This window comes from Bradyrhizobium sp. 1(2017), from assembly GCF_011602485.2.
Lineage (GTDB): Bacteria > Pseudomonadota > Alphaproteobacteria > Rhizobiales > Xanthobacteraceae > Bradyrhizobium.
Genome location: NZ_CP050022.2, coordinates 3697844 through 3719914 on the forward strand (window position 1 = coordinate 3697844; position 22071 = coordinate 3719914).

Here is a 22071-nt window from a genome sequence, read left to right on the forward strand (position 1 = left end):
TGATCCGTCAACAAAATGGCTGGCCCGTGGCGCCGTCAATATATGGTTAATATTTCGCTCGTTGTGGCCCGGCGGCCACGGGGGTGCTTGGCATCTGCGGGGCCGCTGGCCCATAGTGCGGAAACCTCACTGAATCGCCGTTCAGCTCCGGCCGGTGGCCGGGATCGCGGAACGGCGAAAAGCCTCATGATTTGAAGGAGTTACTAATGCCCGATGCCATCAAGGTCGGCTTTGTCCCATTGTCTGCCGCCCCCCGTGGCATCCTGGTCGTGTTCTGCGACGACGGCTTGAAGCTCGGTCCGGCGACGGCCAAGGCGCTGGGGGGCGCCGCCGACCTCGTGAAACGGGCGGCCGCCGCCGCGGCCTTTAAGGGCAAGAGCGGGGGCGTGCTGGACATCCTGGCCCCGGAGGGGGTGAAGGCCACGCGTCTTCTCGTGATCGGCGCAGGCAAGGAAGCCAGCCTGAAGGCGAACGATTTCCTCAAATTCGGCGGCGTAGCGGCGGGCAAGCTTCCCGGTGGGACCGCCGCAATGACCATCATGGCCGAATTGCCCGGTGGCGCCATGACCAGCGAGCAGGCAGTCGCGCTCGCCTCGGGCCTTCGCTTACGTGCCTACAAGTTCGACCGCTACAAGACAAAGAAGAAGGACGGCGAGGAGGGTGGCTCGCGCGCCGACATCTCGCTTGCGGTCGGCGATCCCACCGCCGCGAAGAAGACGTTCGCCGCAGCCGGCCACGTCGTCGACGGCGTGATCATTGCGCGCGACCTCGTCAACGAGCCGCCGAACGTCCTTTTCCCCGAGGAATTCGCCCGCCGTGCCGGCCAGCTCCGCAAGCTCGGCGTCAAGGTCGAGGTGCTCGACGTCAAGGCGATGCAGAAGCTCGGCATGGGCGCGCTGCTCGGCGTCGGCCAGGGCTCGGCGCGGCCAAGCCGCACCGTCATCATGCGCTGGGACGGCGGCAAGAAGGGCGAGGCGCCGGTTGCCTTCGTCGGCAAGGGCGTCTGCTTCGACACCGGCGGCATTTCGATCAAGCCGGCCGGCAGCATGGAGGACATGAAGGGCGACATGGGGGGAGCTGCCTGCGTCGTCGGCCTGATGCATGCGCTCGCCGCGCGCAAGGCCAAGGCCAATGTGGTCGGCGCCATCGGCCTCGTCGAGAACATGCCCGACGGCAATGCGCAGCGGCCGGGCGACATCGTCACCTCGATGTCGGGCCAGACCATCGAGATCATCAACACCGACGCGGAGGGCCGCCTCGTGCTGGCCGACGTGCTCTGGTACGTCGCCAAGAAGACCAAGCCGAAATTCATGGTGGATCTGGCGACGCTGACCGGCGCCATCGTGGTCGCGCTCGGCACCGAGCATGCCGGCATGTTCTCCAACAATGACGAGCTCGCCGACCGGCTGCTCTCGGCCGGCATCGAGAGCGGGGAGAAGGTCTGGCGCATGCCGCTCGGCCCCGAATACGACAAGCTGATCGATTCCCAGTTCGCCGACATGAAGAACACGGGCGGCCGTCACGGCGGCTCGGTCACCGCGGCACAGTTCCTCCAGCGCTTCGTCGACGGCACGCCCTGGGCGCATCTCGACATCGCCGGCACCGCAATGGGGGCGCCAAAGACCGACATCAACCAGAGCTGGGGAAGCGGCTATGGCGTCCGTCTTCTGGATCGTCTGGTCGCTGACCATTACGAGCGCAAATGACCGCGAGATGACTGAAGTCCTGTTCTATCATCTGCAAAGCATGACGGTGGAGAACGTGTTGCCGCCGCTTCTCGAGAAATCGCTCGAGCGCGGCTGGCGCGTCGTGGTGCAGTCGACGTCGGAAGAGCGCGCCGATGCGCTCGACGCGCATTTGTGGACCTATCGCGACGATTCTTTCCTGCCGCACGCGACATGGCGCGTGAACGATGCCGCCGACCAGCCGATCGTGCTGGCGATCGAGGAGGGCAATCCGAACGGCGCCAATGTCCGCTTCCTGGTCGACAACGCCGCGCTGCCGCAGGACGCGCAGGGCTATGAGCGCATGGTGCTGCTGTTCAACGGCGACGATCCGGACGCGCTTGCGCTGGCTCGCACCGCGTGGACGGATTGCAAGGCGCGCGGATTTGATGTCACCTATTGGCAGGCCGACGAACGGGGCCGGTGGCAGAAGCGGAATTAGCGGCCGTTCGCAATTAATGATAATTTGCACTTTTCGAACGATGCTGGCCTTGGCCACCTTCGTGCCGCAAAGGGATGTTGGGACAATCGTTTAGGGCTGGTCCTTCAGGCGGGGAATTAGTTTATCGTGCGACATCAAAAGCTTCCCGGCTCGCTCATGATTGTGCTCGTTGCCGTAGCACCGCTGGTTGCGGGCTGCTCGGGCAGCGCGGGCGATCTGCTGTCGAAGGATGCCGAATGGTTTAAGAAACCAGGCCGGCTCTTCATCAAGAACATCTCGATCGAATCGCCGCCGCTCACACCTGACAAGCCGGTGGGAGCCGAAGACCTCGTCAGCGCCGATGGCGGCTGTCCCGGCATGGCGCCGCCCCCCGGGCCGGCCGACGCCAACGCCTCGACGACGGCGCCGATGGGCGGCACGGTCGCGCTCGGCCACACCGAATGCGACGTGGTGCGCGGCATCGGTGCGCCGTCGAGCGTGAATCTGTCCAATGACGCCGTCGGCCGCCGCGTCGCCGTCGTGACCTGGACGACCGGCCCGCGCGCCGGCATCTACACATTCACCGCCGGTCGCCTGTCCGCGATCGAAGGCAATCCCGACCCGCAGCCGGTGCCGAGGGCGGCCAAGCCGAAGAAGAAGCACGCATAGGCGGAGATCGCCTGGGCCGCAGGGCGTGAGCGAGGCGGAACCGGTGGAAAAGCCGGTTTCACGGCGCCCTCAGAGCATCGGCTTGGTGTTGAAGCGATCAGGTTGGCGAACGCGGAAACGGCCCTTCATCTTGAAGCCGTCACGCATATTGAGGACGAGAAGAACGATGTTCGTCGCGCCGGCCAACAATTCGAGAGTCTGCACCGCATAGAACGTCGTGTCGAACTCCGCGGCCTTTGCCTTGGAGGCAAGAAACAACGCGGCGGGAATGAGAATCAGGATGCCGTTGCCGGCGATGAACGGCATACGCTTGATCTTCGCACCGATCAGGCCGGCGCGCCGTCCCCCTGCCAGGAAGAGCCCAGAGCCTCCCGTCACCGCCAGCGCTGGAATCAGCAACAGGAAGCCCCAGGGTATGGTCGTCTTGACCGTGGTGATGCTCGCGTCTGATGCAAATAGCTCGCTGAGAGCCGTGCAAAGCCAGAAGGTCGCAATCGTCGTTAGTGCGACCGCGCCCGCGACTGGATGGATGATCTTGGTCATCGGCGCCTGCCGTTTCGATACCAGCTACGCGACGCAGATGCCGGGCATGGCGACCTTCTCGAACAGGTGCGGAGAGGCGATGGCGGACGTGGGATAGGCTGAGATCTTCGACCTGAACTCAGGATGCGTAAACGCAGTCCGGAAGTGGGCCGTCGATTCCCATACGGCGTAGTTCAGATATGTCGGGCCATCGCCAATCGCGCGGTGAAGCTGGGTGGAGATGAAGCCCGGCTGCCGCTTCATGAAGGCGGCATCGTCTTGCCAGACCTGGAGGAAGCTTTGTTCGTCCGCCTTGTCGAGCGTGAACACATTCACCAGCACCACAGGGCCGGCCTCGATGCCGAGCTGACGTTCGATGGGAAAGTTGGGGTCCAGTGGACGAAGGTGCGCCATGACAAGCTCCGTTCAATTTGGTACTATGGTGTCAAGATGGTGCCGACAAGCTAGTAAATTGACATCATAATGTCAATATAGATTTATGGTGACGAATGCCGAGATTCCAACGAACGCCCGCCGGCGATGCTCTGACCAACCTCATGCTCGACTTGTTCCAGCTGAACAGCCTGCTGTTGACCGCGGGGGACCGCTTGGTGGCCCAACTCGGGCTCACCAGCGCCCGGTGGCAGATTCTCGGCGCTATCGTGCACGCAGAGCGCCCCCAGCCGGTGGCCTGGCTTGCCCGCGATCTGGGTGCCAATCGCCAAAACGTGCAGCGGATCGTCAACGACCTGCACGCGGAAGGCCTTGCTGCCTTCGAGGCCAACCCGCATCACCGCCGAGCGCAACTTGTCGTCCTGACTGACAGGGGGCGGCGCGCTTTCGATGCCGCCATGGCTTTGCAGATGCCGTGGGTCAACAGTCTTTCGGAGGGGCTTGCGGTCAAGGACCTGCAAACCGTTCATCGTATCGTCGCGGCCCTGCGCGCGAAGCTTGAGAGCGAGACCGAAGCGCAGACGTAGCGCGCGGGGTTTCGCCGGAGACGATCCGCAAGCGATTTTGCTTCGCCATGGCAATGGAACTCACGCCGGCGAGCGGGCCTCGCCGCAACACGCCGATAAGGTCATTTTGATGATGGCCGCGCCGCCTGGAATGCGCTTTGATGGCGCCAACAACAATCTGGAGGAGACTATGCGGTTCTTTGTTGCCCTCGTTTCGGCTCTGTTTTTGCCGCTCGGCGCGGCTGTCGCGCAGGATTACCCGACGAGGCCCATCACCGTGCTGGTGCCGTTCGCCGCCGGCGGGCCGACCGACACCGTCGCCCGACTGACCGCAGCGGGCATGGCAAAATCCCTGGGACAGCAGGTCATCGTCGAGAATGCAACAGGTGCCGGCGGCACGATCGGCACGACCCGCGCCGCGCGCGCCCAGCCGGACGGCTACACGCTGCTGATCCATCATGTCGGCATCTCGACCGCCGCGACGCTGTATCGCAATCTCAGTTATGACACGAAGACGGCCTTTGCGCCGATCGGGCTTGTGACCAACGCGCCGATGACCATCATCGCGCGTTCCGATTTCCCGCCCAACACGCTCAAGGAGCTGGTCGCCTACGCCCAGCAGCAGGGCGACAAGCTGACTTATGCCAATGCCGGGCTCGGCGCTGCGTCGCATCTCTGCGGCATGCTGTTTATGACGGCGATCCAGAAGCAGCTCACCACGGTGCCTTACAAGGGCAACGGTCCGATCATGAACGATCTGCTCGGCAAGCAGATCGATCTCACCTGCGATCAGGCGACCAACACCACCGGGCCAATCACGGCCAAGCAGGTCAAGGCCTTTGCGATCACTACCAAGGAGCGGTTGAAGAGCCTGCCCGACTTGCCGACCGCCGACGAGGCCGGCCTCAAGGGCTTTGAGCTCGGCGTCTGGCACGGCCTCTATGCGCCCAAGGGCACGCCGCCGGCGATCGTTCAGAAGCTGACGGCGGCGCTACAGGCCGCGCTCAAGGATCCGACGCTGGTTGCCCGGTTCAACGACATCAACACCGAGCCGGTCCCGCAGGACAAGGCGACGCCCGAGGCGCTGGGCGCGATGCTGACGAGTGAGATCGACCGCTGGGCGCCGATCATCAAGGCAGCCGGGCAGTACGCGGACTGAGCGATTCCGGCGCGAAAGTGCCATCCGGAAGGATAGCAATGGCGCGGGTGAAAAGCAGCCTGCTCAATAACTAACCGGTGGGTATCCAAACACCGCTACTGTGCATGGGGTTGTTTCGCACGTTTTGATGAGTCGGGCTCGCGGGCAGCGGCGCTAACCGGTCGCCTCGTCATATTGCGTGCTCGCCTCGAGCCACTGCTCCTCGGCGCGCACCAATGCATCGGCGGCGTTGGCGCGGGCCTTCGACAATTGCGCCGCCTGCTTGGGGTCGCGCGTGAATATGTCGGGCAAGGCGAGGGCGGTGTCGATCTTGGTGATGATCTCGCTGACGCGGGCGATCTCGGCCTCGGCTTCCGCGATGCGCTTCTTCAGCGAACCGCGATTGTCCGATTTCGGACGCTGCGGCTTCTCGCTCGCCGCGCTGCGCTCGCGCGGGGCTTCCGCGTTGCGGGCGGACAGCACCAGGCGGCGGTACTCGTCGAGGTCGCCGTCGTAATCGGTCACGGTGCGGTCGGCGACGATCCAGAGCCGTTCGGCGCAGGCCTCGATCAGATAGCGATCGTGCGAGACCATGATGACGGCGCCGGGGAATTCGTTGATCGCCTCCGCGAGCGCCGCGCGGCTGTCGATGTCGAGATGGTTGGTCGGCTCGTCCAGGATGATCATGTTGGGGCCGAAGAAAGTGGCAAGGCCCAGGAGCAGCCGCGCCTTCTCGCCGCCCGAGAGCTTGCCGGCCTTGGTGTCGGCGGCCTTGCCGGAGAAGCCGATCGCGCCGGCGCGGGCGCGCACCTTTGCTTCGGGCGCCTCGCCCATCAGCTTGCGGACGTGGTCGTAGGCGGAGGCGTCCTCGTTGAGCTCGTCGAGCTGGTGCTGCGCGAAATAGGCGATCGACAGCTTGTCCGCGCGCGTCACTCTGCCGGAGAACGGCGCCAGCCGTCCGGCGAGCAGCTTGACCAGCGTCGACTTGCCGTTGCCGTTGGCACCTAACAATGCGATGCGGTCGTCATTGTCGATGCGCAGGGTGACGCGGTTGAGCACGGGGCTTGCAGCGTCGTAGCCGACCGACACGTTGTCCGCCGCGATGATCGGCGGTGACAGGATCTTTTCCGGCGCCGGGAAGCTGATCTCGCGCACGTCCTCGGTGACCAGCGCCGTGATCGGCTTCAGCCGCTCCAGCATCTTGACGCGGGACTGAGCCTGCCGCGCCTTGGAGGCCTTGGCCTTGAAGCGGTCGACAAAGGCCTGCAGGCGCGCGCGTTCGGCTTCCTGTCGCTTGACCTGCTTGGCATCGAGCAACTCGCGCGCGGCGCGCTGCTCCTCGAAGGAGGAGTAGGTGCCCTTGTAGAGCGTGAGCCTGCCGCGCTCCAGATGCAGGATCTGGTCGACCGAGCTTTCCAGGAGGTCGCGGTCGTGGCTGATCACGATCACCGTGCGCGGATAATGCGCGAGGTGGTCCTCCAGCCAGAGCGTGCCTTCGAGGTCGAGATAGTTGGTGGGCTCGTCGAGCAGCAACAGGTCGGGCGCCGCGAACAGCGTCGCGGCCAGCGCGACGCGCATGCGCCAGCCGCCGGAGAATTCGGCACAAGGGCGGAGCTGATCGGCAGCGGAGAAGCCGAGACCGGAGAGGATCGCGGCGGCGCGGCTCGGCGCCGAATGCGCGTCGATATCGACGAGGCGAGTCTGGATCTCCGCGATCCGGTGCGGATCGGTGGCGCGCTCGGCCTCGGCCAGCAGCGCGTCGCGTTCGAGGTCGGCCTTGAGCACGACGGAGATCAGGCTTTCGGGACCGTTCGGGGCTTCCTGCGCGAGGCTGCCGACGCGCCAGCGCGGCGGCAGGGTCACCGAACCGTGCTCGGCTGCGAGCTCGCTGCGGATCACCTTGAACAGGGTCGACTTGCCGGTGCCGTTGCGCCCGACCAGGCCGACGCGCGACCCGGGCGTGATTTGCACGGAACTCTGGTCAATCAGAAGGCGTCCGGCGAGGCGGACGGAGAGGTCGGTGATCGCAAGCATGCGGCCTTGTCACCGCAAGGCGCCTCGAACGCAACCCGCTTTTTCGTGTGATCCGGTCAGTGCGATTCGCGTTCGCGCCGTTGCAACTCGTTGAGCAGCTGCTCGAGATGCGTCGGGAGCCGGGGATCGGGGCGCAGGCTCTGCTGAAGCCGTTCTCCCACGGCGTCGCAAATCGAGCGGCTGGTGCGCCGGTCGATCTGTTCGCTGTCATTGGCAGAAAGGCCAGCCATCGCGGGGTTCCGTGTTCAAAGTAGCGTCACGGTACCAAGTCGTTGGCCCCCAAAATAGTTTCGCGGCCCGAGGGGAAAGCGGGGAATTCTAGTCAAAATTGTATGAACGCCGTCCTGTCCGCCCAAATAATAAAAGGGCCCCGGCGGGGGATCGCCGGGGCCTGTCCTGGAAGGGGATACCTTGGGGGCGGCGGTAACCCCTTTAGCAGGAAGGTGCTGTCGGGCTCAGTAGCAGCGGTTGATCAGCCGCCAGCGAGGTCCCCAGGGGGTCGGGACCAGCCGGCGCACATAGCAGCCGCCATAGCCGTAGGAGACGGGGCCGCCCGCATAGAAGCGCGGTCCACCACCCCAGCCGCGGTGCCAGCCGCCGCCATGCCAGCCGCCGCCACCGTGCCAGCCGCCATGCCAGTGAGCGGAGGCGGAGGTCGGCGCCAGCGCGGCACCGAGCGCCAGCGCGGCAACGGCGGCGAGCGAAAGTTTCCTCAACATGGTGATCTCCTCAAAACTGCCGGCGCGGGTCTGTTGCGTCGATGGGGCCGACCTTACGCCGGCGAAGCTGAACCGATCCCTGACGGGGGCTGCAGATTGGGTTCATCAGGGTGAAATTGTTGTAATCTACGCCTGAGGTCCCGGGCCGCGGCCCTGCGCCGAAGTCCCTGTGCGCCGCTTGCCGTCCGGCAAAGGCGCCGATATAAGCCCCGCAACTCCCCAACCACCGCTTCTTCCCAGGAACCAGACTTATGGCCATCGAACGCACTTTCTCGATCATCAAGCCCGACGCGACCGAGCGTAACCTGACCGGCGCGGTCAACGCCGTGATCGAGAAGGCGGGTCTGCGCATCGTCGCTCAGAAGCGCATCCGCATGACCAAGGGCCAGGCCGAGACCTTCTATGCCGTCCACAAGGCGCGCCCGTTCTTCGGCGAGCTCGTCGACTTCATGACCTCGGGTCCGGTCGTGGTGCAGGTGCTGGAAGGCGAGGGCGCGATCGCCAAGTATCGCGAGGTGATGGGCGCGACCGATCCGGCCAAGGCCGCCGAGGGCACCGTCCGCAAGCTCTACGCCAAGTCGATCGGCGAGAACTCGGTGCACGGCTCCGATGCGCCGGAGACGGCCGCGATCGAGATCGTCCAGTTCTTCTCGGGCAACGAGATCGTCGGCTGATCAATCAGCCGATAGGTTAGGAACGACGGGCGAAAGGACTCATTGTGGACTGGCTCTGGCAGATCTTCGATCCCGCTACGATCGGGGCGTTCTTCACCCAGTTTCGCAATGAGATGGCAGCGCCGACCTTCTGGTTGGCGGTCGGCAAGATCATCTGGATCAACATCCTGCTCTCCGGCGACAACGCGCTGGTGATCGCGCTTGCCTGCCGCGGTCTGTCGCCGCGGCACCGGCTCTGGGGCATGATCTTCGGTGCCGGCGCAGCGGTGATGCTGCGGATCATCTTTACCGGCATCGTCGCGACCCTGATGGAGCTGCCGTATCTGAAGCTGATTGGTGGTCTTGCGCTGATCGTGATCGCGGCAAAGCTCCTAGTGCCCGAAAACGAGGACGAGGACGACGTCGATGCCGCATCGCATCTGTGGCAGGCCATCCAAATCGTGGTGGTCGCCGACATCGTCATGAGTCTCGACAACGTCATCGCGGTTGCTGCCGCGGCCAATGGCAGCGTGCCGCTGCTGGTCCTCGGCCTTGCCGTCAGCGTGCCGCTGATCGTCGCCGGTGCTGCGCTGATCATGGCGCTGCTCACGAAGCTGCCGGTCCTGGTCTGGGCCGGTGCGGCGCTGCTCGGCTGGATCTCGGGCGAGGTGATCGCGACCGATCCCGCCGTCGCGCCGAAGCTGCACACGCTGTTCGACGGCTCGCTCGGCGCCGCGCTGGACGGCATGCTTGGCGCCCTTCGCATCCCGCCGCAGTTCGGCCATGGCGGCACGGGCGGCGAATATCTCTGCGCCGCACTCGGTGTCGTCGTCGTGCTGGTCGTCGGTAGCATCTGGCGCCGGCGCAGCCTGACCGCGGCCGCGCTCGAATCCTCCGAGCGGCACGCCAAGGCCTCTGCGGAGTGAATTCGACGTTCTGATCGGTCGTGCTTTCCTCGCCAGCTAGGAGAGGCGAGCACCTCACCGAGATACTCGCCGCGTCGGCAACGGTACGCGTTGCGATTCCTGGCCATGGGCGCAGCTCAAGAGCCGAAATCGGCTGCTGGTGTTCGCAGCAGGCTTCGCACCGCTCGTCCTGTTCGTCAGCGGCTTGATGATGTGGCTCAAGAGACATCCCGGGAAGATGAGGCCGGGCTAAAGGGGTCAGCGCCTCACGATCGAACCGGCGCGGCCAATCAGGCGGGCGAGCTGGCGGAAGCGGCTGCCGACGCGGTCGGCGACAAGATCGCCGAGGCGATGTTCGAACACCAGCATCAATTTGCGGCCCTGGCTGCGGAAATGCGTGGCGGGCAGCACGCCCGGGCGCGCCGCCGAAATCAGATGCGCGACGCGGAACGCCGCCCCCAAGAGGCGGGCGCGCTCGAGCTGCGCCGGCGTCAGTAGGCCCTGCATGGTTGTCGGCGGCTGGTTCTCCTGGCTCAGCCCGGCATAGCGATAGAACACCGACAAACCGACGAAGACGCGTTCGGTATGAGTGATCGCCCCGAAATTGCCGTTGACGACGAGGCTCAGCGTCTGCTCGCCGCGGTGATCGGGGTGAACGCGCCAGCCGATGTCGGAGAGCAGGCAGGCCGTGTGACGCAGGCGGCGGTCCTCTTCGGTCTCGCGCAGCTTCACGACGCGCGCGAGGCGATCGGTCCAGGCGATTAGCTCGCGGGCATGCCTGGCCGAGCGCGACAGCAGCTGGTTGAGTTCCTCGGCGGCGCAGATCAGCCCGTCCTTGCTGCGTTCGGTCTCCGACAGCTTCTCGTGCAACAGGCCTTCGCGCACGCCGAAGGTGGAGAATACGATCGTCTTCGGCTTCGCCACGCGGATGATGTGCTCGAGCACCAGGGCGGCATAGGTGAGGAGCGGGCGGCGCGCATCGGCGACGATCTCGATGTCGGCGAGCATCTCGGCGGCCGCGAGGCGACGGAGACGGCGCGAGAAGTCGAGCGCCTCGGCCGCGGGAATGGAGTAGCCATGCATGACCTGGAGCGGATAGCCGCTCTGGATGATGTGGATGCGCGCGAGCGCGCGCCAGGTGCCGCCGACGGCGTAGAAGGTGCGGCCGCGGCCCGCGGCGAGCTGCGGCACATCGTCGATCGCCTCGCGGACGATGCGGTCGGCGCGCTTGAGCGATTTGTGGGCGAGATCCTGAAGTGCGAGCCCGCCGAGCGGCAGCGTCACGCCGCTGCGTACGCTGTTCCGGCGCACGTCGATCAGCTCGAGCGAGCCGCCGCCGAGATCGCCGACGATGCCGTCGGGATGATGGATACCAGAGATCACGCCGAGCGCCGACAGCCGCGCTTCGCGCGGGCCCGACAGGATCTCGATCTTCACGGCGCAGATGCGCTCGGCCTTGGCGATGAAGTCGGGGCCGTTGGAGGCATCGCGGCAGGCGGCCGTCGCAATCGCGAACACGCGCCCGACCTGCATCACGCGGCAGAGGGCTCGAAACCGCTTCAACGAGGTCAGCGCCTTGTCGACGGCGTCGGGTGCGAGAAGGCCCGTGCTCTGCACCTCGCGTCCGAGGCCGCACAGCGTCTTCTCGTTGAAGATTGGAATGAGGCTGCGCGCCAGCGCCTCGTAGACGACGAGACGAACCGAGTTGGAACCGATGTCGATGACCGCGACGCTCGCGCCGCGCTTGCGCGGCCGCTTCACGTCGAGAACCCGGATTCAGGATTGATGACGTTCATTACGGCGCGTGAGACGGCGCGGCGAGGATTCCTTGAGCGACTTTCCACGGCCAGACAGACTCGGATTTGTCATGAAATAGTTGTGGACATTGAAAGGCTCTTCGCCCTTCGCGGTCTTCATACGCGTTGAGGACCCGTCCGGCAACAATTGCCAACTCTGCTCATTGTCCTTCAGGTTCGCGACCATGATCTGTTCGAGAACCTGCTGATGCACCGTGGGATTTTGCAGCGGACACAGCACCTCGACGCGACGGTCGAGGTTGCGCGGCATCATGTCGGCCGAGGAGATATACACAGCCGCTTTCGCGCTCGGCAGGCCCTGGCCCATGCCGAAGCAGTAGATTCGGCCGTGTTCCAGAAATCGTCCGATGATCGACTTGACGCGGATGTTCTCCGACAGACCTGGAATTCCCGGCCTGAGACAGCAGATGCCGCGTACCACGAGCTCGATCTGGACGCCGGCCTGCGAGGCCTCGTAGAGCGCGTCGATGATATCGGGGTCGACCAGCGCATTCATTTTCATCCAGACCGCGCCGGGCCGGCCGTGCCGCGCATGGGCGGTCTCACCCTGGATGTGCTCGATGATGCGCTTGCGCAAGGTCAATGGCGACACCGCCATCTTCTCCAGATCGCTCGGCGCGGCATAGCCGGTGATGAAGTTGAACACGCGTGCCGCGTCGCGGCCGATGGTCGGATCCGAGGTGAAGTAGGAGAGGTCGGTGTAGATGCGTGCGGTGACGGGGTGATAGTTGCCGGTGCCGGTATGGACGTAGGTCGTGAGGTTGCCGCCTTCACGGCGCACCACCATCGAGAGCTTCGCGTGCGTCTTCAGTTCGAGGAAGCCATAGACGACCTGCACACCGGCACGTTCGAGGTCGCGCGCCCAGCGGATGTTGGCCTCTTCGTCGAAGCGCGCCTTCAGCTCGATCAGCGCGGTGACGGATTTGCCGGCTTCGGCAGCTTCCGCGAGCGCGCGTACGATCGGCGAGTTGTTGGAGGTGCGGTAGAGCGTCTGCTTGATCGCGACGACGTCGGGGTCGCGGGTCGCCTGCTGCAGGAACTGCACTACCACGTCGAAGGATTCGTAGGGGTGATGGACGACGAGATCCTTCTGCCGGATCGCCGCAAAGATGTCGCCGCCATGCTCGCGCACGCGCTCGGGGTGACGCGGTACGTAAGGAGTGAATTCGAGGTCCGGACGGTCGAGGCGCGTGAGCTGTGAGAGCTCGTTCATCGCCTGCACGCCGTCGACCAGGAATACCTCGTCGTCGGCGGCCGACAGCGCATGCTGTACGAAGCTGCGCAGCTCCTCCGGCATCTTGGCGTCGATCTCGAGCCGGATCACCGACCCGCGGCGGCGCCGCTTCAGCGCCGTCTCGAACAGGCGGACGAGGTCTTCCGCCTCTTCCTCGATTTCGAGCTCGGAGTCGCGGATGATCCGGAAAGCGCCCTGGCCGTGCAGATTGTAGCCCGGGAACAGCCGGTTGATGAACAGGGCGGTTGCCTGCTCCAGCGAGATCAGCCGGACGGCCTTGCCTTCGGCAGGCAGGCGGATGAAGCGGTCGATCTTGCCGGGCATGCGGATCAGCGCATTCATCTGCTTGCCGTCGGCGGCGCGCGTGAGCTGGAGGGCGATGGTGAAGCCGAGGCTCGGAATGAACGGGAAGGGGTGGGCCGGGTCGATCGCCAGCGGCGTCAGCAACGGGAACACGTTGCTGAGGAAGTAGTCCTCGATCCAGGTCCGTTCCGCCTTGGTGACGTCCTTGCCTTCGACCAGCACGATGCCGACCTCGGCGAGCGTGTTGCGCAGATCGCGCCAGATCGCCTGCTGGTCGGAGGCAAGCTCGGAAACGGTGCGATTGATCAGCGCGAGCTGTTCGGAGGGCGTCAGGCCGTCGGGGCTGCGTTCGGCAATGCCCTCGCGCACCTGGGCCTTGATGCCGGCGACGCGGACCATGAAGAACTCGTCGAGGTTATTCGCCGAAATCGACAGGAATCGGACCCGCTCCAGCATGGGGTGGCTGGGATTGACCGATTCCTCGAGGACGCGGCGGTTGAAATGCAGCCAGGAGAGCTCGCGGTTGATGAACCGCTCGGGGCTTGTAGCGATCGCCGGCAGGCTTTCGCTCTCTGGATCTTTTTCTTTAATTTCAACAGCTTGCGCGGAGTCCATGAGAAGCCGATCCATCCAGTTCACCCCGATTTGCGACTTACGCGCAAAACCGGCGGGAGCATGTGTTAGTCCGATGACGTTTCGATGACATTGATGTTCCGCCGCTCCGCCGCGTCAAGCGGCCAGGGTGATCGGAGGCGGGTCAGGCGTCGCGAAGGAGCTCGGCGGCCAGCGCCCGGGTGACGGGGCGGCCGAGGCGCAGGGCCTCGCCGTCGAGCAGCTCCACGGCCCGCCGGGCGGCCGCCGAAGATCGCTCCAGCCGGGTGGCGAGGTAGCCGACGACGCTCTCATCCACGGCGAGCTGGCGGTCGGCGCAGAATTTGACGATCAGGCCCCGGAACAGCTGGTCGTCCGGCGGCAGCAGCGCGACAACAGGCACGGCGCGCAGGCGCGAGCGCAGGTCGCGCAGCTCGACTTCAAGCGATGCCGGGACCTCACGCCCGGTGAAGAGGAGGTAGGCACCGTCTTCGCGGGCGAGGTTCATCAAATGGAAGAGCGCGCGCTCGTCAAACGCCTTCGCCTGGAGGTCCTCGACCACCAGCGCTCCGGTGGCGAGCGCACCCGGGACCGCCGTGGCGGTGAGCGCATTGGCCATGGTCGAGCGGGCGCCGGCCTCTTCGGCCCAGATCGCGGCAAGGTGGCTCTTGCCGCTTCCCTCAGGGCCGGCCAGCCACATGATCCGGTTCGGCCATTCCGGCCAGCTGTCGATTAGGCCGAGACCGGCCGCGTTGGCGGGGCCTTCCAGGAAATTGTCCCGGCTCAGGCTCTCCGCGTGGGGAAGCGAAAATGCCAATTGTCGGGGATGCACGCGGCCTGCCACGCTAGCTTTGCTCCGTGCCGGCGCGCCGGCTTCTGCTTGAAGAGTCGATCCTATCGGGCGCGAGTTGGCCTTTTGCGGGGCCGCTCCGCCGCTCATTTGGCCTCGATCGTGCTCATGTGCCGCAGCCACTCGACGAGATAGAGCGACACGGAGGAGAGCGTGAAGACGGTGACGAGGCCCATCAGGATCATATCATAGGGTTGCGGCTTGAAGCCAAAAGCGAGCGCCGCGAGCACCAATGCCGCGAACGCCACCTGGGCCACGGTGTTGAGCTTGGACACCATCGACGGCTTCATCTCGACCGGCCGGTCGAACAGCCAGGACACGATCACGGCGGTGACGATCATGATGTCGCGTGAGACCACCAGGATCACGATCCAGCGCGGGATCGCGCCCCAGATGCCGAGCGCCATGTAGATCGAGACCAGCAGCGCCTTGTCAGCGAGCGGATCGAGCAGGGCGCCGAGCTCGCTCGTCATGTTGAAGCGCTTGGCCAGGAAGCCGTCGACCGCATCGCTGATCCCGGCGATCAGGAAGACGGCGAACGCCACCTCCATCTGGCTGGACACGATGGCCCAGACGATGATCGGGACCAGCATGATGCGGCCCAGGGTAATGATATTCGGAATACTCACGCAGCGCTTCCCGGCACCGGTCTGACCTCAAATCCGGCCCGTTGCAGGCTGAACCGGTTGATATCTACATACTATAGGGTGGGGCGCCACGCTTGCCATTGCGTGTCCCCGGAATTCGACGTAACCAGCCGCAAACCCACTGGAAATCGGGCATGACCGACCGCAAAAACGGCCTCACCTACGCCGATTCAGGCGTCGATATCGACGCGGGCAACCGCCTCGTCGACCTGATCAAGCCCATGGTGCGCGCCACCGCACGCCCCGGCGCCGATGCCGAGATCGGCGGCTTCGGCGGCCTGTTCGACCTCAAGGCGGCCGGTTTCAAGGACCCCGTCCTGGTCGCCGCGACCGACGGCGTCGGCACCAAGCTCAAGATCGCGATCGATACCGGCCTGCATGGCGGGATCGGCATCGATCTCGTCGCCATGAGCGTCAACGACCTCGTGGTGCAGGGCGCCGAGCCGCTGTTCTTCCTGGACTATTTCGCCTGCGGCAAGCTCGATCCGGAGGCCACCGCCGCGGTCGTCGCGGGTGTCGCCGAAGGCTGCCGGGAATCCGGCTGCGCTCTGATCGGTGGCGAGACCGCCGAGATGCCCGGGCTGTACAAGGACGGCGACTACGACCTCGGCGGCTTTGCCGTCGGGGCTGCCGAGCGCGGCACGCTGTTGCCGCGCAAGGACATCGCAGCGGGCGATGCCGTGATCGGGCTCGCCTCGTCGGGCGTCCATTCCAACGGTTTTTCGCTGGTGCGCAAGATCGTCGAGCAATCCGGTCTCGGCTTCGGGGCACAGGCCCCTTTCGCACCCGTGATGACGCTCGGCGGCGCCCTGCTGACGCCGACCAGGCTCTACGTCAAATCCTGCCTGCGCGCGATCCGTGAAACGGGGGCGGTGAAGGGGCTGGCCCACATCACCGGCGGCGGCTTCACCGACAACATTCCGCGCGTGCTGCCGAACAACCTCGGCGTCGGCATCGACCTCGCCCGTCTGCCGGTCTTGCCGGTGTTCAAATGGCTGGCTGCGCAGGCCGGCATCGCCGAGCTCGAGATGCTGCGCACCTTCAATTGCGGCATCGGCATGATCGCGATCGTCGAGCCTGACAAGGTCGACAAGGTGGTCGAGGTCCTCACCGACGCCGGCGAGACCGTGGCGCAGCTCGGCACCGTGATCCCGGCCGAGGGCGAGCACCGCGTCGTCTATAACGGCCACCTCGACATGGCGCTGTAATGTCTGGCGCTGTGATGAAGCGCCGCGTCGCCATCCTGATCTCCGGGCGCGGCTCCAACATGGCCGCGCTGGTCAAGGCAGCGAGCGCGCCCGAATTCCCGGCAGAGATCTCGCTGGTGATCTCGAACAAGGCCGATGCGCTGGGGCTCGAACGGGCGAGGGCGAGCGGCGTGACCACTGAGGTGATCGAGAGCAAGCCGTTCGGCAAGGACCGCGCCGGCTTCGAGAAAGTGCTGCAGGCAGCCCTCGATCGGCACGGCATCGAGCTGATTTGCCTGGGCGGCTTCATGCGCCTGTTTACCGCGGAGTTCACCAGGGCCTGGTACGGCCGGATGCTGAACATCCATCCCTCGCTGCTGCCGTCCTTCCCCGGCCTCGATCCGCACGGCCAAGCCCTGCGTGCCGGCGTCAAGCTGTCCGGCGCGACGGTGCATTTCGTGATCCCCGAGACCGATGCCGGTCCGATCGTGATGCAGGGTGCGGTTCCCGTCGGCGACCACGACACGGGAGACACGCTGTCCGAGCGCATCCTCGAAGTCGAGCACCGCATCTACCCCGAGGCGCTGCGGCTGCTGGCGACCGGCAAGGTCCGGATCGAGGGCGATGTCTGCAGGACGGCGGGAAGCTCTGCGTCGGAGAATTTCCTGGTCGCGCCAATGGTGCGCTGAATCGCTGCTGGTGCCGCAAATAAAATCCCCCGGCAGAGCCGGGGGCAACGTCATGATCTCTCGCGTTCAGCCTTGAGAGAAATCAGGAGACCTTGAGGTTCTCCGCGGATGATTTGCCGCGGTTCTCCACGAGGTCGTATTCAACCACCTGGTTTTCATTGAGGGTCGAGAGGCCTGCACGTTCGACGGCCGAGATATGGACGAACACGTCCTTGTCGCCGCCGTTCGGCTTGATGAAACCATAACCCTTGGTCGGGTTGAACCATTTGACGGTGCCCTTTTGCGGCATCGCTAGTCTCCTCCACTAGACAGAAAAAAGACGCGGCCGCTTTTTCGCGTGCCACGCCACAAACGGGCTTCCGGAAGTCTGTTCGAGTCTCATCGTCGCGAAACGCACAGCCGCGCGGCCAATTCCGATTGTGACCAATATTGCAACATGAAAAGCGCGCGTTAGCAAGCCGCGTGCGGATTTCAAGGCCGGACCGGGTGCCACGGTCTGCAATTTACGACCTGTGGCAGCGGAACCACAATCGGGGCAATAGGCTCGGCCATGGCGCGCCGAGCGGTTGACCCTCCGCGGCAGTTCGGCGCAAATCGGCGCAGACCGTGTTGCATTTTTGCGCCGCCATTGCTTGGGATTGATCGTCATGTGCTGCACGTTGCAGCTCTCCGGGACACGGCAGGTGATTGGCGGAGCCCGGGTTCGCCGGTCGACGGTCAAGGTCGCGAGCACCCTTGTGTTTGGCTTGATGGCGCCGGCGGCTTTCGCCCAGCTGGCGCCGGCGCCTCCCACGCCGCCGGCCCACTCGGTCAATGACGATCAGTCGGCCGGCAACAGCGCGCTCAATCTCGGCTCGAACTTCCTGGAGCGCCTCGGCGACCAGGCATCCGGCGGCGTCAACCGGGCGTTCCGCACCAATCCCGGCGGGGGCGGCGCATCGGCGGCCACCGAGGATCCGCGCTATCGCACCTGGTTTGAAGGCTACGGGATCTCGGTGCGAACGGATGCGCAAGGGGACTTCGTCGGCGACAAGCGCAAGACCTTTGGCGGCGTCGCCGGCTTCGGCGCGCGCGTCGCGCCCGGTGTCAATCTCGGCTTTTCAGTCGACCAGAGCCACACCGACATCGACGTGCCGCTGGCGCTGCAATCGGCGACACTCGATCTGACCCAAATCGGCTTTAGCGGCTCGGTCGACAAGGGCCCCTGGACCTGGGCCTTTGCGGTGGTGCACGGCTTCGGCAAGGTCCGTTCCAGCCGCGATACCGGCCTTGGCCTTGCGACCGCGGGCTACCGTGCCGCGGTGGACGGTGCGCTGACCGAAATCAGCTATTACTGGACCAAGGACCAGATGCGCATCGTGCCCAAGGGCGCGCTCGAATATGTGCGCGCCACCAGCGCCGCATTCCAGGAGGCGGGCGGCCTCGATCCGCTCAATGTCGGTGCGACGGCGCTGTCCCGCGCGCGCGTGATGATCGGAGCCGAGATCGGCCGCTATTTCATCATCGACCAGAAGATTCTGGACCTGTCCGCCTACGGCAAGTTCGTGGACAATTTCCACCAGGACCTCGGATCAATCCAGGTCAGCCTGGGGGGCCAGAGCATTGTCGTTCCCGGCATCGGCGAGGGCCGTTACGGCGCGGATGCCGGCGCCTCGGCCTCGCTCAGCCTCACCAGCGTGGCGCGGCTCTACGTCAACTACGACGGCAAGTTCCGCAACGAGCTCACTTCGCACCAGGGCTTGGTCGGCTTCGAATACAGATGGTGAGCTCGCGAGCATGATCCGAAAAACTGCGTAGCGGTTTTTCGATAAGATCATGCTCGAAGAAAAAGACGCTCACGCCGGCGTCGCCGCGACATACCCCGTCAGCCCAAATCCCTCGCGCGCGGCCGTCATCATCGGCACCAGCGCATTGGGATGGATGAACTCGTCTCGGAAGCAGGGATAGGTCCTGGGATCGAAGATCTTCTTCAGCCAGTCCACCACGATCTTGTGCCGTTCGGAGGTGCGGAACTCCTTGTGATAAGTGAGCCAGAGATCGGCGTGGTGGCTGACGCCGAGATCGACGGCAACCAGCGGCGCGCCGAGCGCGATCGACACCGTCGGCAGGAAGCCGATGCCGGCGCCGCGCTCGACGGCATAGAGCGCGCCGACCGAGGAGTTGGTCTTGATGCCGACGATGCCCTCCAGCGATGTCAGCCCGAGCACGCGGGCATAGGCGCCATCGTCAACCTGCGGCGCGCTCTGCTTGATGATGCGGTGGTTCTTCAGCTCGGCCAGCGTTGCCGGCACGCCGTAAAGCCGCTCGTACTCCTTGGAGACGAACGGATAGATGTGCAGGCGGCCGAGCTTGGCGACGATCAGATCCGGATTGGTCGGCGGCTCGAGCTGGATCGCGATGTCGGATTCCAGCCGCGCGACATCGGCCTGCTCCATTGCGCAGCGCAGGTCGACGGTGATCTTGCGATAGGTCTTCTGGAAGTCGATCAGGCGCGGCAGGATCCAGAAATTGCCGGGCCCCTCCGTCACCGCGACGCGCACCGTACCGGCGGTGTCGCTGGATGAACGCGAGGCGCGACGGAAGACGTTAAAGGCGTGGCGTTCCATATGCGCAACGTCGGCGATCATCGCCGTGCCTTCGTCGCTGAGCGTGAGCCCGCTCTGGTCGCGCAGGAACAGTTTGCAACCGATGCTTTCTTCGAGCCGGTCGATCCTGCGCATCAGGGTGGTGGAGGTGAGTCCAAGCTCCTCAGCTGCATTGCGAAAACTTTTATATTTTGCGCATGCTAAAAACAGCTTCAAATCATCCCAGGACGCATCCAAGGCTTCTTCACGGTGCTGCATCATCGCAGCACCCCGGTGCAATAACTGCTGCATACTCCTGATCCCCAACCGCTAAGGTCATCGCCATAGCGGGGCACGAAAGCCGCAAACGATAGAGGGACGATATCGGTATGGAAAGGGGCTCGTTTGCCGCAAGGCACGATTTCGACGCGCTGCCGTTGAGCCCGGACGTCGATGTCCGTTGTGCGCAATTTTCCGAAATTTCCGCGCTTTCGGAGATGGCGCACCGGCTGGTGCCGGGAGTACGCATCGGCACAGCGGAGCTTGCAAGATATCTCGCGTTCGATCCGGAGAGCATCCTGAGTTTCAGCCGGAAAGGCCGTCTTCTCGGCGGCATGGCCTTCCTGTTTCTCAACGAGCGCGGCCACGATGCGCTGCTGCTCGACGAGATCTGCCTCACGGCGCCCGAAACGCGCTATCTCGCTTCGGCGAAGGGCGACGTTGCGGCCATCTACATCTGGGCGATCGCGGCGACGGGGCGCGGCATTGCCGGTCTCGGTAAGGCGGCGTCTCATCTGCGACAGCTAAGGTTTCGCGGCGCCGATTGCTATGCGCAGCCGTCAACGGTGGCCGGACGCGACATCATGAGGGCGACCGGCTTTGCGCCCGTCCCGAGCTTCCAGCCCGACCTCTGGTGCTACGAGCGCCCCTGGCATCGCCAGCCTATACCCATGCCGGGTGCGATCATCCATGCAAGGAGTTTTGCAGATGCACGGTACTAGGATTCCTCTCGCCAAGCCCGACTCCCGCGCCATTACCATCCGCCTTGCTCGCGATCCCAGCGACCTCATGCTGGTCACCGCGATCCGTTCTGCGGTCTATCTTGCCGAGCAGGATTGTCCGTTCGAGGAAGAGTTCGACGGCAACGACATGGTCGCCGCGCATTTCATCGGCTTTGTCGGCAGCGAGCCCGCGGGCTGCCTGCGCGTGCGATTCTTCGGCGATTTCGCCAAGGTGGAGCGGCTTGCGGTGCGTCACCAGTACCGGCGCTCGCGTGTCTCCTTCAAGCTGGTGCAGGCCAGCGTCGACTATGTGAAGCGCAAGGGTTTTCGCAAGATCTACGGCCAGGCCCAGGACCGGTTGGTCGATTTCTGGGCCCATTTCGGCGCGAAGCCGCTCGGTCACAACCGCAAGGTCACTTTCTCCGATTTCTCCTACACGGAGATGCTGCTGGAGATCGAGCCGGGACCGGATGCGATCACGCTGGACAGCGATCCCTATGTGATCATCCGGCCAGAAGGCGATTGGGATCGGCCGGGCGTGCTCGACGCCTCCGCAGGGCGGGCGGTGACCTCGCCGCTGCGGGACCTCGCGCTCGCCGACCGTTGAAACAGGTGCAGCTGCGCGCAAAACGATGCCGGTTTCCATTCACGATGATCCGCCGATCCTGGTCTGCGCGGATCTGCAGGTCGAATATCTGACCCCCGGGCGCCGCCACGTCATTCTCGATGGCGACGCCGCCACCGCGCGCTGCCTGGAGTTGCTGACGCTGTGGCGCGGCAATCTCTGGCCGGTGATGCATTTGAAGCGGATCGCGCAGGCCGCCTGGTTCAATCCGGCATCCAGGCTGACCGATTGGATCGCTGAGGCGAAGCCCCGTCCGGGCGAAATGACGTTCGAGCATCCGCTGCCGTCGGCCTACAGCTCGTCGCGGTTTGTGGATTACATGTCCAATATCCGCAATGTGCGCTGCGTTCTGGCGGGCTTTTCCCTGGACGAGACCATCCTGGCCACCGCTGTGGACGGGTTTCACCGCAGCCATCGCTATGAGGTGGTCACGGATGCGGTGGCCTGCCGTCAGCCAGGCACGGGCGATGCCGCCGCCTACAAGCGAGCAGTGGTGAATGTCGTCGGGAATTTTGCTACCATCCATTCCAGCGCCGAGCTGATCAGAACCAGCGGCGCCGTTGCGGTGTAGGCGGCCGCGATCGGCGGATGGGGTGGAGACATTGTCACGGGGAGAACAGCTCAAGGAGCTGGCAAGCGATCTGTCGCGTGCCGTCGAGACGGCGCGCCGCGTCGGCTTGCCCACGACGGTCTATCTGCTCTCGATGGCGCTGGTCGAGGTGCGGGAGGCCGCCGCCGCTGACGATGGCCATGACGACGACGCCACCTGAGCGTTGTCGAAGCCCGACATGCGGCTTTGTGCAACGCTGCTGAGCGCTT

The 22071-nt window shown here is 64.8% G+C and carries 25 protein-coding genes; 14 read left to right on the forward strand and 11 right to left on the reverse strand.

The annotated features are described in order from the left end of the window. The first annotated feature begins 206 nt into the window (after window positions 1-206). From HAP40_RS17290 to HAP40_RS17300, 3 genes are all read left to right on the forward strand, one after another. Window positions 207-1706, forward strand: coding sequence for a leucyl aminopeptidase (locus tag HAP40_RS17290; RefSeq protein WP_166816676.1), 1500 nt, complete (start codon window positions 207-209; stop codon window positions 1704-1706). A 7-nt stretch (window positions 1707-1713) separates the two neighbouring features. Further along, the gene (locus HAP40_RS17295) at window positions 1714-2166 is read left to right on the forward strand and encodes a DNA polymerase III subunit chi (RefSeq protein ID WP_166819468.1); all 453 of its coding nucleotides are present in this window, start codon (window positions 1714-1716) and stop codon (window positions 2164-2166) included. A gap of 156 nt (window positions 2167-2322) precedes the next feature. Beyond that, a complete protein-coding gene (locus HAP40_RS17300; RefSeq protein WP_166816675.1) occupies window positions 2323-2814 on the forward strand; it encodes a hypothetical protein in 492 nt (163 codons plus the stop codon). Window positions 2815-2883: 69 nt separating this feature from the next. On the opposite strand, the gene HAP40_RS17305 is transcribed toward HAP40_RS17300, so the two are convergent. Together HAP40_RS17305 and HAP40_RS17310 are read right to left on the reverse strand one after the other, a co-directional pair. Further along, window positions 2884-3357 carry a hypothetical protein gene (locus HAP40_RS17305; protein ID WP_166816674.1) on the reverse strand — a complete coding sequence of 158 codons (474 nt, stop codon included), beginning with the start codon at window positions 3355-3357 and terminating at the stop codon, window positions 2884-2886. 24 nt (window positions 3358-3381) lie between these two features. Further along, window positions 3382-3750: an antibiotic biosynthesis monooxygenase family protein gene (locus HAP40_RS17310; protein WP_166816673.1), complete on the reverse strand. Its 369-nt coding sequence runs from the start codon at window positions 3748-3750 to the stop codon at window positions 3382-3384. A 95-nt stretch (window positions 3751-3845) separates the two neighbouring features. On the opposite strand from HAP40_RS17310, the gene HAP40_RS17315 reads away from it, so the two are divergent. Both HAP40_RS17315 and HAP40_RS17320 read left to right on the forward strand, forming a co-directional pair. After that, complete coding sequence (locus HAP40_RS17315; RefSeq protein WP_166816672.1) at window positions 3846-4316, forward strand: MarR family winged helix-turn-helix transcriptional regulator; 471 nt, start codon at window positions 3846-3848, stop codon at window positions 4314-4316. A gap of 169 nt (window positions 4317-4485) precedes the next feature. Further along, window positions 4486-5454 carry a tripartite tricarboxylate transporter substrate-binding protein gene (locus HAP40_RS17320; RefSeq protein WP_166816671.1) on the forward strand — a complete coding sequence of 323 codons (969 nt, stop codon included), beginning with the start codon at window positions 4486-4488 and terminating at the stop codon, window positions 5452-5454. 153 nt (window positions 5455-5607) lie between these two features. On the opposite strand, the gene HAP40_RS17325 is transcribed toward HAP40_RS17320, so the two are convergent. The 3 genes from HAP40_RS17325 to HAP40_RS17335 form a co-directional block, all read right to left on the reverse strand. Then, window positions 5608-7467 (reverse strand): ABC-F family ATP-binding cassette domain-containing protein, encoded by a 1860-nt coding sequence (locus HAP40_RS17325; protein ID WP_166816670.1) that lies wholly within the window; start codon window positions 7465-7467, stop codon window positions 5608-5610. 56 nt (window positions 7468-7523) lie between these two features. Then, a complete protein-coding gene (locus HAP40_RS17330) occupies window positions 7524-7697 on the reverse strand; it encodes a hypothetical protein (protein ID WP_166816669.1) in 174 nt (57 codons plus the stop codon). A 225-nt stretch (window positions 7698-7922) separates the two neighbouring features. Beyond that, entirely contained in the window at window positions 7923-8186 is a 264-nt protein-coding gene (locus HAP40_RS17335) for a sulfur globule protein precursor (RefSeq protein WP_166816668.1), read from the reverse strand. Window positions 8187-8437: 251 nt separating this feature from the next. Between HAP40_RS17335 and ndk the strand changes: the two genes are divergently transcribed. Next, a complete protein-coding gene (gene ndk / locus HAP40_RS17340; RefSeq protein ID WP_166816667.1) occupies window positions 8438-8860 on the forward strand; it encodes a nucleoside-diphosphate kinase in 423 nt (140 codons plus the stop codon). A 44-nt stretch (window positions 8861-8904) separates the two neighbouring features. Beyond that, window positions 8905-9765: a TerC family protein gene (locus HAP40_RS17345; protein ID WP_166816666.1), complete on the forward strand. Its 861-nt coding sequence runs from the start codon at window positions 8905-8907 to the stop codon at window positions 9763-9765. 237 nt (window positions 9766-10002) lie between these two features. Here HAP40_RS17345 and ppx read toward each other — a convergent pair whose 3' ends face one another. The 4 genes from ppx to HAP40_RS17365 form a co-directional block, all read right to left on the reverse strand. Continuing rightward, a complete protein-coding gene (ppx, locus tag HAP40_RS17350) occupies window positions 10003-11505 on the reverse strand; it encodes an exopolyphosphatase (protein ID WP_166816665.1) in 1503 nt (500 codons plus the stop codon). Between the two features lie 15 nt (window positions 11506-11520). Next, on the reverse strand, window positions 11521-13713 hold the full coding sequence (locus HAP40_RS17355; RefSeq protein ID WP_166819467.1) for an RNA degradosome polyphosphate kinase: 2193 nt from the start codon (window positions 13711-13713) through the stop codon (window positions 11521-11523). Window positions 13714-13855: 142 nt separating this feature from the next. Further along, window positions 13856-14533, reverse strand: coding sequence for a DnaA ATPase domain-containing protein (locus tag HAP40_RS17360; protein ID WP_166816664.1), 678 nt, complete (start codon window positions 14531-14533; stop codon window positions 13856-13858). A gap of 92 nt (window positions 14534-14625) precedes the next feature. Continuing rightward, the gene (locus HAP40_RS17365; protein WP_166816663.1) at window positions 14626-15168 is read right to left on the reverse strand and encodes a CDP-alcohol phosphatidyltransferase family protein; all 543 of its coding nucleotides are present in this window, start codon (window positions 15166-15168) and stop codon (window positions 14626-14628) included. A gap of 152 nt (window positions 15169-15320) precedes the next feature. Between HAP40_RS17365 and purM the strand changes: the two genes are divergently transcribed. Both purM and purN read left to right on the forward strand, forming a co-directional pair. Further along, complete coding sequence (purM, locus tag HAP40_RS17370) at window positions 15321-16394, forward strand: phosphoribosylformylglycinamidine cyclo-ligase (RefSeq protein ID WP_166816662.1); 1074 nt, start codon at window positions 15321-15323, stop codon at window positions 16392-16394. Between the two features lie 14 nt (window positions 16395-16408). After that, on the forward strand, window positions 16409-17062 hold the full coding sequence (purN, locus tag HAP40_RS17375) for a phosphoribosylglycinamide formyltransferase (protein WP_166816661.1): 654 nt from the start codon (window positions 16409-16411) through the stop codon (window positions 17060-17062). Window positions 17063-17144: 82 nt separating this feature from the next. Here purN and HAP40_RS17380 read toward each other — a convergent pair whose 3' ends face one another. Then, on the reverse strand, window positions 17145-17351 hold the full coding sequence (locus HAP40_RS17380) for a cold-shock protein (RefSeq protein WP_008551638.1): 207 nt from the start codon (window positions 17349-17351) through the stop codon (window positions 17145-17147). Between the two features lie 358 nt (window positions 17352-17709). Here HAP40_RS17380 and HAP40_RS17385 point away from each other — a divergent pair, with 358 nt between their 5' ends. Further along, window positions 17710-18828, forward strand: a complete 1119-nt coding sequence (locus HAP40_RS17385; protein WP_166816660.1) for an autotransporter outer membrane beta-barrel domain-containing protein — start codon at window positions 17710-17712, stop codon at window positions 18826-18828. Between the two features lie 69 nt (window positions 18829-18897). Here HAP40_RS17385 and HAP40_RS17390 read toward each other — a convergent pair whose 3' ends face one another. Then, the gene (locus HAP40_RS17390) at window positions 18898-19938 is read right to left on the reverse strand and encodes a LysR family transcriptional regulator (RefSeq protein WP_166816659.1); all 1041 of its coding nucleotides are present in this window, start codon (window positions 19936-19938) and stop codon (window positions 18898-18900) included. Between the two features lie 77 nt (window positions 19939-20015). Between HAP40_RS17390 and HAP40_RS17395 the strand changes: the two genes are divergently transcribed. From HAP40_RS17395 to HAP40_RS17410, 4 genes are read left to right on the forward strand one after another with little or no spacing between them, the layout of a single operon-like run. Then, window positions 20016-20627: a hypothetical protein gene (locus HAP40_RS17395; protein ID WP_166816658.1), complete on the forward strand. Its 612-nt coding sequence runs from the start codon at window positions 20016-20018 to the stop codon at window positions 20625-20627. Continuing rightward, a complete protein-coding gene (locus tag HAP40_RS17400; RefSeq protein WP_166816657.1) occupies window positions 20614-21234 on the forward strand; it encodes a GNAT family N-acetyltransferase in 621 nt (206 codons plus the stop codon). Before HAP40_RS17395 ends, HAP40_RS17400 begins: the two co-directional genes overlap by 14 nt. A gap of 25 nt (window positions 21235-21259) precedes the next feature. Beyond that, window positions 21260-21823, forward strand: coding sequence for an isochorismatase family protein (locus HAP40_RS17405; RefSeq protein WP_166816656.1), 564 nt, complete (start codon window positions 21260-21262; stop codon window positions 21821-21823). A 31-nt stretch (window positions 21824-21854) separates the two neighbouring features. Continuing rightward, the gene (locus HAP40_RS17410) at window positions 21855-22022 is read left to right on the forward strand and encodes a hypothetical protein (RefSeq protein ID WP_166816655.1); all 168 of its coding nucleotides are present in this window, start codon (window positions 21855-21857) and stop codon (window positions 22020-22022) included. Window positions 22023-22071 lie beyond the last annotated feature (49 nt).